Source organism: Microcoleus sp. N3A4, assembly GCF_036701805.1.
Classification (GTDB): Bacteria; Cyanobacteriota; Cyanobacteriia; order Cyanobacteriales; family Microcoleaceae; genus Microcoleus.
In genome coordinates this window covers 19,772-32,964 of the sequence record NZ_JAUBRJ010000059.1, presented here as the reverse complement: position 1 = coordinate 32,964, position 13,193 = coordinate 19,772, and the positions used below count along the sequence as shown (strand labels likewise).

Here is a 13,193-nt window from a genome sequence, read left to right as displayed (position 1 = left end):
AACTTTCTCCTATGCGCTGTTAGATATTATTTTCTTCTGTCCTTTGCCTTTTGTCCGATTTGTTGTCAAAAGTTGCCTGAAAACCTCAATTTATCCTTTACGAAAGTCCGGGCTTGCCGTTGCGAAATACCCCCGGAAAGCGCCTGCCGCTAGCATCGATCATCGTTCCGACACCGTGAGGCACTCCCTTTCGCAATTCTCCTTCATAGCGCGTACCGTTGGGGAAAGTGCAGGTGACACTAGCGTCAAGTTCTTGATTGAAAAACCTGCCGGAACAGCGAGTGCCGTCTACGCGCACCAATACCCCCGGGCCAAAGGGCGAGCCTGCAAAGAATTGTCCTTCGTAGCGATCGCCGTTCGAGTAAAAAAATTGACCCCGCCCTGCGGGTTGGCTGCTAATGGCATTAGTCTGAATGTTCCTGACAACTGCGAAGTCTCCGACGTAGCGCTCGCCGTTGGGGAAAACGACCGTCCCAGACCTCATTGTGCCGTCTTGGAACACGCCTGTGTAGCGGCCATCATCTTTAAAAATGAATGTCCCTCTACCATTTGGCACTCCATTCCGAAATTGTCCTTCGTAGCGATCGCCATTAGCGTACACGTAGACTCCGCTGCCGTCGGGCAGGCCGTTGACGAAACTTCCCTCGTAGTTATCGCCTCCCTCGTAATTGCATTTCACTCTTCCCGTAGGAGGGTTGCCTTGGCAGATGGGAGGGCGTTTTCCTTCTTCTTTTTTTGTTTCTTCTTTTTGCTGAGCCATTGACGGCTGGGGATTAAACAGATGACCAGCACCGCCGATAGCAGCAGCAACTAATATCGCCATCCCTAATTTTTGAATTGAACTGACATCTTGCACCATTTGCAATAATCCCGATCGGGGCGGGCAGGATGCCCAACCCCTACTCCCCACAAGAAAATTCACTCTTCGCTTCACAGGCATCTTCCCTGTTCTTGAGAATGGTGCAAGATGTAAGATTGAACCGAGCATGATAAATCTCCTTTGATTTCAATTACTAATAGGGATTTTCTAGAAGCGAAGACTCGCTGAAATGTCTTCTATTTTTTAATCCCTCTATTAATTTTACATTCAGATTCGAGATCGGTCTTAAATGCAAAAAGGCAAAAATTAAAGTTTTTGCCTTTAGCATTTTTCATGCTTTAGTGTCAATTTTCAGCGTCGCGATGAGCTATTAGTAATTGGCAAACGGCTAATCACTGCATTAGCGGGTTGTTGTTGGCGACTTGCGGGTTTTTCGCCAACAGCTTTGGCAACCTCAACGCCGTTTTCCTCCAGAATCACGATCGGATCGGCTCCTTGCTTGAGATCTACACGCTTCACCAACACTTGCCCGTTAGACAGCCGCTGGCCGACTTTGACATATCGACTTGTTGGTTCATTGGGTACTCTGACAATCACTTGCGTCTCGTTCCCCACTTTTACCACCCCGCTGACTTCAGTGCCTGTAGCTAGGTCAGTAGAAGGCGGTGGCGGAACTACTGGGATCTGCGGAGGAGGCGGGGGATTTGGGTCTACCCACTGGGGCGGGCGCTTGTCTACTGGCAGTTCCGGCAGATCCGGCACTCCTATGGGTCTAGCTGCTATTGGCTGGGGCGGGCGCGGTGGGCTCGGACGGCGAGTCTGCGGCTTCGGCGCACTTTGGGGTCTAGCTGCTATTGGCCCTGTTCCAGGAGTACGGGTGCTAGTACCTCTTCTTACCCTGGCATTGGGGTCTCTCCATTGGGGGGGGCGGTTTTCTACTGGCAGTTCCGGCAGATCCGGCACTCCTATTGGTCTAGCTGCTATTGGTTCGAGTCCAGGTGGGGATGTACGAAGACGACCTAACTGAGGAGCATTTAGCCCCGGAACTTGGGGAGGCGAGCCAAGTTGCGCCCCATTACCTCCGGGTAAGGAACCATTTCTGCCACCGAGACCTAACTGAGGAGCATTTAGCCCTGGAACTTGGGGCGGTGAGCCAAGTTGCGCCCCATTACCTCCGGGTAAGGAACCATTTCTGCCACCGCGACCTAACTGAGGAGTATTGATCCCCGGAACTTGGGGCGGCGAGCCAAGTTGCGCTCCATTACCTGCTGGAAGTAAAGGGTCTCCCGGGCGAGCTGCTACTTGCTGAGTTCCTCGCGGGCCAGGGATCTGGGGTCCTCTCTCAGTACCTGGAACGGGCGCTCCAATTGGGGGGGGAGCCAAGAACTCGGGCAGTTGGGGTAGCACGGCTACTTGTCGCTGTGGGAGTTTGGGGAGTGCTGAGGTCATCCCACCGACTCCGCCTGCTCCCGGAGGGATTTGTAATGCGATCGGCGGCAGCGGCCCAAAGGGGTCTACCTGAGAAGGATTGGCGGTCAAAGGGCCTTGGGGCACCGGCTGAAGCGGAAGCGTTGGATTCCTGTCCTTTTTGTCGCCAATATTTGTTTGAGCCTGTCTTGCTCGTTCGTCTGGGTTGGTCGATCGAATTAACCCGGGAGGCTGGGCGGCTACTATTGGAGACTGGAAAGCCTGAGTTCCTGGGGTGGGGCTGGCAGAGGCTGCCGGAGACGGAGAAGCTGCACTGGGGCTGGGGCTGGGGCTGGCTGTGTCGCCTCCCCCGCCACCGCAGCCTGCGATCGAGAAAGCTAGTAGTCCTATAGTCGCAAAATATAAAAGTTTGTGCATTGCCGATCGCCCCTCACTCCTTAATTTCAAGATATCCAACCAGGCTAAAGCAAGTACAGCCAGTTGTCGCTCTCAGTTTATCTGTTTATAGCAGTTTTCAATTCTATGAAATACAACAGACGGCTGTAGGGACACGGCTGGACTTTAGGGACACGGCAGTGCCGTGTCCCTACCGGACATCTGTACTTCACTCCACTGAAAACCGCTATATCTGTGTTCGATGTTATGCGATCGCATCACAATTGCCAAGTTCTCCAAGACTTAATTCCACTCGCCCTCACCATTATGAAAGCATGGGCGATCGGGCAAATGCAAAATTGTTTTCCTCACGCTCAATATTCTTGACATCTGACCGTGAATTATGCTAATGTTCCGTTCTGATAGCGTAGATCAAAATTTCACTTCATAATATATTCTGTCTACTTAACTGAAAAATTATACTTACAAAATAAGGTATTCGCATGGCACAAGCGTTTGTATCTCCTGTAGTGCTGATTATTCTAGACGGCTGGGGTTATCGTGAAGAAAAAGACGGAAATGCGATCGCCGCTGCAAAAACACCCGTGATGGACAGTCTCTGGGCAGCTTATCCCAGAACTCTGATTCACACGTCGGGCCGGGCGGTAGGGCTTCCTGACGGACAAATGGGTAACTCGGAGGTCGGTCACTTGAATCTGGGCGCGGGCCGCGTGGTTCCTCAAGAGTTGGTGCGGATCTCGGATGCCGTCGAAGACGGTTCTTTGCTCAACAACCGGGCCCTGGTTCAGCTTTGCGAGAAAGTCCGCGCCACGGGCGGCAAATTGCACCTAACCGGTCTTTGTTCTGAAGGCGGAGTTCATTCCCATCTCAGTCACATTTTGGGTTTGCTGAAATTAGCAAAGGCACAGGGAATTTCTGAAGTGTGCATTCACGCGATTACAGACGGCCGCGATACTACTCCGAAAGAGGGTGTAGAAGCTCTAGCAAAGATTGAAAGTTATATCGAACAGGTAGGGGTCGGTCGGATTGCGACCATCAGCGGCCGCTACTACGCGATGGACAGGGACAAGCGCTGGGATCGGGTGCAGCGCGCTTACGAGGTGATGACGACTGAGGGTGCTCCTGACGGTCGATCGGCTGTTGATGTGTTGCTGGCCTCTTATGCTGAAGGAGTGACGGACGAGTTTGCAGTTCCGACTCGGATTGCTCGGGGGGCGGTGGCATCCGGCGATGGGGTAATTTTCTTTAATTTTCGCCCGGACAGGGCTAGAGAATTGACTCAGGCTTTTGTGTCTCCCATTTTTAATGGGTTTGAACGGCAGTTAATTGAGCCGCTGACATTTGGGAGTTTTACTCAGTACGACCCGAAGTTGTCGTCGGTAATGGTGGCTTTTGAACCGCAGAATTTGAACAATATTCTGGGCGAGGTGATTTCTAAGCACGGTTTGCGGCAGTTGCGGACGGCGGAAACTGAAAAGTACGCTCACGTGACTTATTTTTTTAATGGGGGTCTGGAAGAGCCTTTTGCAGGGGAAGACCGGGAATTGGTGCAGAGCCCGATGGTGGCGACTTACGATGAGGCGCCGGAGATGTCGGCGGCCGAGGTGACGGATGTGGCGCTGGCGGCTTTGGAAAAGCGGATTTATTCGTTTGTGGCGATTAACTACGCTAACCCGGATATGGTCGGTCATACGGGGATGATGGATGCGACGATAATTGCGATCGAAACTGTGGATAAATGTTTGGGGCGGCTGTTGGCTGGCATTATTAAAGCTGGGGGAACGGCAATTATTATTGCTGACCACGGCAATGCTGAGTTGATGTTTGACGAGAACGGGAATCCCTGGACGGCTCACACTACTAACCCGGTTCCGTTTATTCTGGTGGAAGGCGAAGGTCTGAAGATTCCGGGTCACGGAACGGATGTTCCTCTGAGGGCGGACGGTTGTTTGGCTGATATTGCCCCGACGATTCTGGAGCTGTTGAGGTTGCCTCAGCCCCCGGAGATGACGGGACGCTCTATGATACGATCGGCTGATTTTGAAGTTCGCGCCAATCGCACTCCGGTGCGAGTCCGGTTGTAGTAGGGACGCAGCAGTAGGGACACGGCACTGCCGTGTCCTAAATTAATTGTGCGCGATCGACTGGATGTGCGCGATCGACCGGATTTGATAAGATGATTGATTACCGATTACTAATTACCAATTACGGCTGATTATGAATATTGTTGCTGTGTTACAAGTTATCTGGTCTTTGTCTGCTTTAGGACTTGTGGTTTTTGTGTTGCTGCACAGTCCTAAAGGCGATGGCATTGGAGGGATTGGCGGACAAGCTCAATTGTTTACCAGCGCCAAGAGTGCGGAAACGAGTCTGAACCGGATTACTTGGGGTCTGTCTATTGTTTTTATGGGTTTGACTGTGATTTTGAGTGCTGGTTGGTTGACCCCTAAGTTATAAAATTAGGATTTTTAACCGCAGATAGCTCACGGGCGAGACGCCCGTGCCACATAAATAAATATTGTGGGGTGGGCTTCTAGCCCGCCGCCCGTGCCACATAAATAAATATTGTGGGGTGGGCTTCTAGCCCGCCCTGATGAAATTTAAGTGCGGTTGCAAAAATGCGGTTGTGGAAAGTTACGGTAAAACCTCGATTGCTGGCAGGTTTGGGATTGGCTGTATGTTGTTTTAGCCTGATAATTTTGACTCAGGTTAATACTCCGGCGGCGACTCTTTCTTCTCTCCCGAATAGTTTGCCGAATCCACAGGTTCACCCTTTGCCGCCAACGCTGGCGAATTGGCAAGATTCCACCGATAGCGGTGATTATTTTGACCAGGTTAAGCCACCGAATTTCGGTCATTTGCTGTGGTCGAAGTTTCCGATTCAGGTTTATGTTGAGCGTCCAGTTGATGCTAATAAGTCTGAAGAATGGGTGGCGGCTGTGTTGGATGTTGTGCGGGAATGGGGGGTTTATTTGCCTTTGGAAGTGGTGGATAGTTCGGAGGTGGCTGATATTAAAATTTTACGTCGGGCTCCGCCTTTGCGTCAAGGGGTTTTGCGATCGCGCTCTGGAGAGGCTACCTATGAATTGTACGCCCGTCTGGATGGGGATAAAACTGTGTTATCTCATCGGTTTTCGGTTTATTTGAATCCGAATCAAGTTGGCAAGTATGTTCCGGCGACGGCGCGCCACGAGTTGGGTCACGCTTTGGGAATTTGGGGCCACAGTTTGATGGAAACTGACGTGCTTTATTTTTCTCAAGTGAGAAATCCTCCGCTTATTTCGGCTAGAGATGTTAATACTTTGAAGCGGGTTTACGAACAGCAGACTCGGTTGGGGTGGGGTTTGTAAGTAATATCAAATCTAGCGGCATCGGAATTATGTAGTGCGAGCGTCCCGCTCGCGAGTTTGGTAGCGAGCGGGGACGCTCGCACTGAACATCACCCAAATATATTATTCCGATGCCAGCGGAAATGATATTACGTTCTTAATAGGAAATATAAAAAATATGAAAGATGAATGTTTTGGGATTGTGCCGATTTTTGGAAAGGAAGCTGATGCTTTGTTTTTGTTGATTCAACATCAAGCGGGACATTGGGCGTTTCCGAAAGGTCACGCGAATCCGGGGGAATCTCCTGCGGAAACGGCAAGGCGGGAATTTGAGGAGGAAACTGGTATATCGGATTTTGAAATGCTGGATGAGCCGACTTTTACAGAACACTATTCTTTTGTTAAGGATGGGGAGCAGATTGAAAAATCTGTAACTTATTTTTTAGGTTTTGTCAAGTCGATGGAAGTTGTTTTGCAAGAGGAGGAAGTTCAAAACTCTGCTTGGCTTTCTGTTGAGGAAGCTGTTAAGCGGATTACTTTTGATGCAAATCGCCAAATGTTCGGGGAAGTTAAGGCATATTTGGATGGCAGGAAGTTATACTAATTCTCGCCTCCAGAAAGCAACAATAATGAGTGTGGGTTTGTTTGCTGAAATATTGTGTAAGGTGCGTCGCTCAAAGATTGTGGATATTATTTAAGATTTTTGAGGGCGACGCACCCGGAGCGATACTGTTGCATGAGTTTTGAGAATTGGTATTAAAAATCGGCGGTTGAAACCGCTACTATATCAACGAAGTCTCTCTCTAAGAGACTAATAAAATTTAAGACGGATTTGGTATAAGTTCTGATAGAAAGACCCGGTAACTTTTGCGATACCGGGTTTATTAAGTGTCAGATTCTGTGGGCGAATTATGCCGCCAATCTGAGATTATTTGTTGGTTTTCTGGGCTTGGGCGTGGTGTTGCAAGCGAGAGAAAACGTTGTAGGCGTCGGGGCCGGGATTGTCATGTTCGACTGCGCCGTCGATGGGGCCGTCGATGGCTTTCCAAGCAGGAATTCCGCCTTTTAGTTCGGCGACTTTTCTAAAGCCTGCTGCGCGGAGAAGATTAGCAGCTTCGGCGGTTTGTTCGTCGTTTTCGCCGTAGATGTAGATGTCGCGGATGGGTTCTAAACTGGAGTTTGCTCGATCGACTAATTCATCTATTGGCATCGGTACGGCGCCGGTAATGTGGCTTTTGGCGAAGGTTTCAAAGTCACGGGCGTCGATGATTGTGAGTCCGGGTTCGCCCCAATCTAAACGGGCTTTGAGGTCGTGGCTAGATGCTTGAGCTTTTAAACCGGGGGGGGTGGGAGTCAAATCGGGTAGTTTTTCTTTGATGTCTGAAATTTTGTCGGGAATAGTTTTCATGGCTAAACTGTTGTTGAATGTTTTGATTGCTATTGCAATGTAACAAGATGCCTAAGTTTAATTCGTCTTTCTAAAGGCAGAATCGAGCATTGAACTAAAGTTGCAGTTACGCTCTCAACTGCTGGTTATTAGCAGCAGTTGAGAGCGCTATCTTTGTTGAGGTTGCTAGGAGGTAGCGGGCTGTGCTTAAAATGGTTTCGATCGTATTTGCTGCGGAGAAATTGAACTGCGATCGCTCGTTTGATTCGCTATTTTATTATCGAAGGAGCGCATTTTAGTCAATCCGAATTATTTTTAAATGAAATTTGCCTAAGTTGTGTCCAGCGTCGCTAGGGATTTTGCGGAAAAGTTGAGATGTTTGTCAGCAAGATTTCTGATAAAATTTGATAGTAAGAACAAGTATTTAAGGGTCTGAATATGTCTGAGAAAGATGAAATTGCGGTGTCTAAGACTTTGACAGCCGAAGAGCAAGCGGTTTGGGATGCGAAGGCGAAAGTGCGGGTACTGCTGAATCTGTGGGATTTGAGCGGCGGGAAGATGAAGGTGAAAAAGGGGGATTTGACTAAGCGGATTGTTCGCACTAATGAGACAAGTCAGAGATATGTGGGAGTGCTGGGCGAGTTGCAGGCGACTGGGGCGATCGAGTATTCGCTGGTAAATCGGGTGACGCTGGTGGAATTGAGCGCGAAAGGGAAAGAAGTTTTAGCGGATGGTTTGAAAAGTCGGGATTCTCTGTTTGAGTTTGACGGTTCTCAAATTGGTACTCGGCTGGGAAATTCTTTGTTGAAGTGGATTCGGCATCAGGATGGTGCGGCGGGTGTTGGTGTTGAGAAAGGGAAGGGGGATGTAGGGGCGATCGCATCCTATGAGGATTTTAAGGCTGTGGCGATCGATGTGTATGACAGCTTGAACCGGGATTATAACTTAGATGATTTAGTGCCGATTTATCGGATGCGGCGGGCGATCGGGGAAAGGGTAGGGCGATCTCAGTTCAATGAGTGGCTGTTGGAAATGCAGGCTCAAGATATTCTCCAACTTATAGGTGGCAGTGTAGAAGACAGCGCCCCCGACAAAATCGAAGATTCTATCACCACAAAAGTGAACGGTTTGCGCTGCTATGTCAAGCGTTTAACCTAATTAACTTGAGTTAGTTGCATTCGCTCCTTTATCTTCACACACGCACAAAACGATGAATAACTTTCACTCCTCAATCCCCGACCTCAATAAAGCTATTGCAAGTCAAAACCCTTTTGACAGATCGTTAATAGTCAGGAGCAATGATATTTGGAAGCCAAGTTTTCCTGACGTTCCTTCTATCAATGCTCATGCCTCTGATGCTATCTTTCAGGCGATAGAGCAAATCCGCGCCGGGTATCGCACAGTTAGTGGCATCACGATCAAAGCTGAAAAAGGTCTAGGAAAAAGCCACCTAATCAGTCGGATTCGCAGCCGCCTTCTAGATGAAGGTGGTTCTTTATTTGTTTATATGAGCGACGTAGACTATGGAAACTTAAACCGAGTCCATGCTAACTTTTTAAACACTTTGTCTTTAAGCCTGAAACAGATTGGTAACGAAGGGGTAATGCAGTGGCAAGAATTAGCAACTGCTTTGATCAATGAGGCATTAGGAAAAACTCACATACCTCAAAATTTAGTCAAGCAATTTTCGGGGGCATTAGCTAAAAATCCTAAATTAGTCGATCGCTTAACTGAAAAAGTGCTTCAACTGAAGTCAAACATCGAAAATCCTTATTTGATCCAGGCTATTCTGTGGACACTTGCTTCAGATAAGGTGAGCTTTGCAACCAACTGGCTGTCTGGAAAAGCTTTGGCACAAGCACAAGCTGATGCAATGGGTTTACCAAATTCTACGGAAGAGGATAAAGAAGGCGAAGCATTTCAGACTGTTTGCCAAATTTTAGACTTAATCGGTGATTACAGAACTCTAGTAATTGGCTTTGATGAGTTAGAGAGTGTAGATCGGAATGAAGCTGGTTTCAACAGGGCGCAGGTCGTCGCGCTCTTAGTAAAAGACCTGTACGGTAAAATTAAACGAGGTGTCTTAATGACAGCTATGTTTGATGAAACTTGGCAATTTCAAATTAGAGCATTACCCCAGGCCGAGTCAGTCACAGCTAGAATGGGTGAAAAGATTTTTGATTTACAGTATTTGAATGCTGATGATGTAGTGACTCTAGTTTCTCAATGGCTCAAAGAATTTTATGACAGTAAAGGTTTAACTCCACCTTATCCCGTTTATCCTTTTCAGGAAGGTGAATTAAGAGAACTGGGAAAGGAAAAATTAATTGTCAGAAAAGTTTTAGAAGAGTGTGCTAAGAATTGGAAAGTACCTAACGATCCTACTCCACCGCCAACAGCAGCAGATCCACTCCATCAAGTTGAACTTGCTTTCAACAACGAACTGAATGCACTTGAGGGAACAATCGACAAATATTTTGACGATAGCAATATTTTAGCCGAGGCTCTATATTTGGCCTTCCTTGCAGTCAAAGGGGAGACTGTGGAACGAATGCAAGTTGAGGAGATTGAAAAGGTACAAACTAAAGCTGTAGACAAAGGTTATCTCCACTTTAGAATTCGAGGCAAAGAAAATGGAAAGTCTGTCAAGATAGTAGTAGCAGTTGTCCAAGAATCTGGGGCAAAGTTTGTCAGTGCCGCATTAAAGCGATTAATTGAGTATCAAAAGTTTGATATGACTCGCGGTTGTTTAGTTCGTTCTAAAGATGTTAAACCGAAGACTGTAGGAAAACAGTGTTTGGATAAACTTCTTTCTCAAGAACTAGGTGGAGAATTTGTCAAGCTTGCAAGTGAAGATATCAAGCCTCTCTTAGCCATTTATTTGGTCAACAAAGCTCGCACAGAGTACGATGTAACCGAAGAGAAAATACTGGAGTTTATTGTTCAGAAAAAACTCGCGACTGAAAATTATATAATTTGTGAAATTCTTAGCGATCCATCGGGTCAGATTCCTGATGGGTTAGTTGATGAAAATGAGATAGCTGAAAGTACATTCATATCTGATACAACGGAAATTAACAACCTCGACGAAGCACTTGATAAATTATTAGGTCAATAAGTGGATGAGTTATTCTGTTTTTGTTGATACGGCTTTGCAGTTACCTGCGCCAGATGTGGAAGCCTTAATCGAAGGGCGAGTGATTGCAGCCATGCCTCGAATTTTCATCGAGCCTGGTAGGTCATTTGCCCTATATTCAGCCAATATATCGAGTAATTTGCTCCCCCATGAGCAATACTACCGATCGAGTTTTTTACCAATTGCTAAAACCTCATTTTCTCAGTTAACTTCTGAGACGATTTTGATAAAAGCTTGGGCTAAGTGCGAATTCTGCCAAATACTAAACGATCCAGAATCATTAGAGGCTGTGTCGCAGTTGACAGTCTGGACAACAGAGGCATTACAGCAAACTCTCCAGCAACGACGTTATATTTTTCTAGCTCATCTTCGCGTCTATTTGCTGCCTCAGCCGCTGGAAATGCCTGTGCATCCCAGCGCCAATTTTGTATCTTTGCCAAAGTCTCTAAATGTTACTGATGCAACGCCTGTGTTGAGCGAGTCTATCTTTGCTAAACGCCGTCAAAAGCTGGAAAACCTAGAGCCGCCAGAACATCCAGAATTGGAAGAGTTGCAAAGTGCATTAGTCCATTTATCCACCACCAACCCAAAAGCCAAACAACTAGACGCAGAAATCAAAATATTTCTAGGTTGGAGTAGCGACAAGCCTGTAAAACCAATCAAACGCGATTTAGCTTGGATAAATACCATAGCAGCTTTGGGAAATCGCACCAAAGAACTAGATACAAACAAAAGCAACTATCAAGCAGGAACAGACTTTGAAATTGTAGTGCGCGATAGCCTTGAGTTTTTGGGATTTACCATAGATTATGCTCACAAAGGTGGTGCTGGCGGCTTAGATTTATTATGCTCAAAACCTTACCCCTTAGTTGGCGAGTGCAAAGCCGGTAAAAAAATCCCTAACGATACAGCAGTTCAATTGCTGAATTTAGGAACGCTACGGCTCAAAGATCAAGAAACACTCGCAAAAGCAACTAAGTTGATTATTGGCCCTGGCTTTCCAACTACTCAACTTATGGATGCAGCCAAAGTACACGGTATGGCAATTATGAACCCTGAGACGCTGGAAAAACTGGTTAAACTTCAAAGCAACTATCCTAACTCGGTGGACTTATTTAAACTGAAAGAATACTTAAAACCGGGGCAATCTGATGATCGAGTTGCTAAATATATTGAGCAGGTTGAACAAGAAATTAAAGTGCGATCGCACGTTCTTTCTATTCTGAAAAAGTATCACGAAATTTCTGGTTCTGAACGAGCAAGTGTCGATGCTCTTAGCGGCGCGTATTCAATGTCTAACCCGCCGAAGAAGTTGTCCCGCGAAGAATTGCACGAAATGTTAGTAGAACTTTCTTCTCCGCTGACAGGTTATGCAGGGCGAATTAAAGGCGAGCATTTAGGGCGCGATCGCTTTTATTTCCTGCGCGACTTGCCGCTAGATGATTGAGACTAAAAAAGGTCGATCGCACTTTTTACCCCCTATGCGATCGATCGGACTTGATATTACAGCATATTCCATGTATATGTAGTACACACAATCTTGTAGTAAGGTGCGTCGCCACCGATCAATCTGCAAGTTCCATTTAAAAGTCGCAGCGACGCACCCTACATATTAACATCACACAATATAAATATAGCGGCTACTGTACTTCATCAACCTGGAATATGCTGTAAATCCTGTTCTAACTTCATATAGAACAATTTTTAGAGAGCGACTCAATCAGTAGCAATCGTCTAAACACAAGCACCCTACTTATAGCGTGCCTGCGTAAGTCCTATTTTTTAATAGTCGCTTGCAAATAAAGCAGCGGATCTTCAGCAACCCAACCCAAACCGGAATTGTACCGAACTTCAAAATGCAAATGAGATTGCCGAATGTCCCGTTTCCCCGTCCTCCCCACAGTTCCTAAAACTTCTCCAGACTGCACTTTTTGACCGACTTTTACGGCAATATCTTTCAAATGAGCGTAGCGCGTTTGCTTACCCGCTTGATGGTTCACCACCACTAAATTCCCGTAATCCCCCTGCGGCCCGGCAAAGGCGACAGTCCCCTCCCCCGCCGCCAAAACCTGCGTACCCTCCGACGCTAAAAAATCTACGCCGCTGTGGAAAAAAAATTCGCGGCGCACCGAATGCCACTGCCGCCCGTAACGCAAAGCTTCCACCGCTGGGGCGGGCAACGGAAATCCTTGCACGGAGGGTGTTGCATCGGGATTTGCAGAAGGCCCGATCGACCTATTCACCGCAGGCACAAACACTGTTTGCCCTAAAGGCCTGCACCCATTCGCCTCAAATAGCAAATCTGCGCGTACTTTGTAACGTTCTGCCAGTTTTTGCCAATTCCAGCCCGCAGGCACTTCTACCTCGATGCCGCTGTACGGAGGAATGACGATCGCACTTCCGGCAGAGACTCGACCTCCCCGCAACATCGGATTTATCCCGATCAGCGCCGCAGGCATCACATTGTACTGCCGCGCGATGCTTTCTATGGTTTCGCCCTGGGCCGCAGTGTGGCGGCGCAACCGAGACATCGCCGGGCTCGGGCAATCGCGGGCGGGGTCGGGGTTTTCTACAGGTGTACCTGAAGGAAGATTTGCAGGTGGGAGCTCGGTATTTGCCGCCGTTTTCCCAACGGGCGCGATCGACCAAATTAGTGCACAAATGAGGGGAAATAAGTGTTTAAAGGTCATTATGTAG

General features: G+C 47.6%; 12 protein-coding genes. 8 read left to right on the top strand and 4 right to left on the bottom strand.

What is annotated here, in order from left to right; genetic code table 11:
* Positions 1–97: 97 nt before the first annotated feature.
* A complete protein-coding gene (locus QUA56_RS26935) occupies positions 98–859 on the bottom strand; it encodes an MORN motif-containing protein (RefSeq protein ID WP_333364142.1) in 762 nt (253 codons plus the stop codon).
* 312 nt (positions 860–1,171) lie between these two features.
* A complete protein-coding gene (locus QUA56_RS26930) occupies positions 1,172–2,665 on the bottom strand; it encodes a hypothetical protein (RefSeq protein ID WP_333364098.1) in 1,494 nt (497 codons plus the stop codon).
* Positions 2,666–2,878: 213 nt separating this feature from the next.
* On the opposite strand from QUA56_RS26930, the gene QUA56_RS26925 reads away from it, so the two are divergent.
* The 5 genes from QUA56_RS26925 to QUA56_RS26905 all read left to right on the top strand — a co-directional run bounded on the left by QUA56_RS26925 (position 2,879) and on the right by QUA56_RS26905 (position 6,577).
* On the top strand, positions 2,879–3,010 hold the full coding sequence (locus tag QUA56_RS26925) for a hypothetical protein (protein ID WP_333364095.1): 132 nt from the start codon (positions 2,879–2,881) through the stop codon (positions 3,008–3,010).
* Positions 3,011–3,126: 116 nt separating this feature from the next.
* Positions 3,127–4,728 carry a 2,3-bisphosphoglycerate-independent phosphoglycerate mutase gene (gene gpmI / locus QUA56_RS26920; RefSeq protein ID WP_333364093.1) on the top strand — a complete coding sequence of 534 codons (1,602 nt, stop codon included), beginning with the start codon at positions 3,127–3,129 and terminating at the stop codon, positions 4,726–4,728.
* 133 nt (positions 4,729–4,861) lie between these two features.
* The gene (gene secG, locus QUA56_RS26915; protein ID WP_333364090.1) at positions 4,862–5,101 is read left to right on the top strand and encodes a preprotein translocase subunit SecG; all 240 of its coding nucleotides are present in this window, start codon (positions 4,862–4,864) and stop codon (positions 5,099–5,101) included.
* Positions 5,102–5,262: 161 nt separating this feature from the next.
* Positions 5,263–5,994 carry a peptidase gene (locus tag QUA56_RS26910; protein WP_333364088.1) on the top strand — a complete coding sequence of 244 codons (732 nt, stop codon included), beginning with the start codon at positions 5,263–5,265 and terminating at the stop codon, positions 5,992–5,994.
* Positions 5,995–6,151: 157 nt separating this feature from the next.
* A complete protein-coding gene (locus tag QUA56_RS26905; protein WP_333364084.1) occupies positions 6,152–6,577 on the top strand; it encodes an NUDIX domain-containing protein in 426 nt (141 codons plus the stop codon).
* Between the two features lie 324 nt (positions 6,578–6,901).
* On the opposite strand, the gene QUA56_RS26900 is transcribed toward QUA56_RS26905, so the two are convergent.
* Positions 6,902–7,381 carry a rhodanese-like domain-containing protein gene (locus tag QUA56_RS26900; RefSeq protein WP_333364081.1) on the bottom strand — a complete coding sequence of 160 codons (480 nt, stop codon included), beginning with the start codon at positions 7,379–7,381 and terminating at the stop codon, positions 6,902–6,904.
* A gap of 417 nt (positions 7,382–7,798) precedes the next feature.
* Here QUA56_RS26900 and QUA56_RS26895 point away from each other — a divergent pair, with 417 nt between their 5' ends.
* The 3 genes from QUA56_RS26895 to QUA56_RS26885 are packed head-to-tail and all read left to right on the top strand — an operon-like array spanning position 7,799 to position 11,943.
* Positions 7,799–8,518, top strand: a complete 720-nt coding sequence (locus tag QUA56_RS26895) for a hypothetical protein (RefSeq protein ID WP_333364078.1) — start codon at positions 7,799–7,801, stop codon at positions 8,516–8,518.
* Between the two features lie 52 nt (positions 8,519–8,570).
* The gene (locus tag QUA56_RS26890) at positions 8,571–10,478 is read left to right on the top strand and encodes a hypothetical protein (RefSeq protein ID WP_333364075.1); all 1,908 of its coding nucleotides are present in this window, start codon (positions 8,571–8,573) and stop codon (positions 10,476–10,478) included.
* Between the two features lie 4 nt (positions 10,479–10,482).
* Positions 10,483–11,943, top strand: a complete 1,461-nt coding sequence (locus tag QUA56_RS26885) for a DUF1802 family protein (protein ID WP_333364073.1) — start codon at positions 10,483–10,485, stop codon at positions 11,941–11,943.
* A 328-nt stretch (positions 11,944–12,271) separates the two neighbouring features.
* Here QUA56_RS26885 and QUA56_RS26880 read toward each other — a convergent pair whose 3' ends face one another.
* Entirely contained in the window at positions 12,272–13,186 is a 915-nt protein-coding gene (locus QUA56_RS26880) for a M23 family metallopeptidase (RefSeq protein WP_333364071.1), read from the bottom strand.
* Positions 13,187–13,193 lie beyond the last annotated feature (7 nt).

Coding starts and splice junctions, on each gene's coding strand:
- QUA56_RS26935 (WP_333364142.1), bottom strand. CDS start 859: ATGGTGCAAGATGTCAGTTCAATTCAAAAATTAGGGATGGCGATATTA.
- QUA56_RS26930 (WP_333364098.1), bottom strand. CDS start 2,665: ATGCACAAACTTTTATATTTTGCGACTATAGGACTACTAGCTTTCTCG.
- gpmI (WP_333364093.1), top strand. CDS start 3,127: ATGGCACAAGCGTTTGTATCTCCTGTAGTGCTGATTATTCTAGACGGC.
- secG (WP_333364090.1), top strand. CDS start 4,862: ATGAATATTGTTGCTGTGTTACAAGTTATCTGGTCTTTGTCTGCTTTA.
- QUA56_RS26910 (WP_333364088.1), top strand. CDS start 5,263: ATGCGGTTGTGGAAAGTTACGGTAAAACCTCGATTGCTGGCAGGTTTG.
- QUA56_RS26905 (WP_333364084.1), top strand. CDS start 6,152: ATGAAAGATGAATGTTTTGGGATTGTGCCGATTTTTGGAAAGGAAGCT.
- QUA56_RS26900 (WP_333364081.1), bottom strand. CDS start 7,381: ATGAAAACTATTCCCGACAAAATTTCAGACATCAAAGAAAAACTACCC.
- QUA56_RS26895 (WP_333364078.1), top strand. CDS start 7,799: ATGTCTGAGAAAGATGAAATTGCGGTGTCTAAGACTTTGACAGCCGAA.
- QUA56_RS26890 (WP_333364075.1), top strand. CDS start 8,571: ATGAATAACTTTCACTCCTCAATCCCCGACCTCAATAAAGCTATTGCA.
- QUA56_RS26885 (WP_333364073.1), top strand. CDS start 10,483: ATGAGTTATTCTGTTTTTGTTGATACGGCTTTGCAGTTACCTGCGCCA.
- QUA56_RS26880 (WP_333364071.1), bottom strand. CDS start 13,186: ATGACCTTTAAACACTTATTTCCCCTCATTTGTGCACTAATTTGGTCG.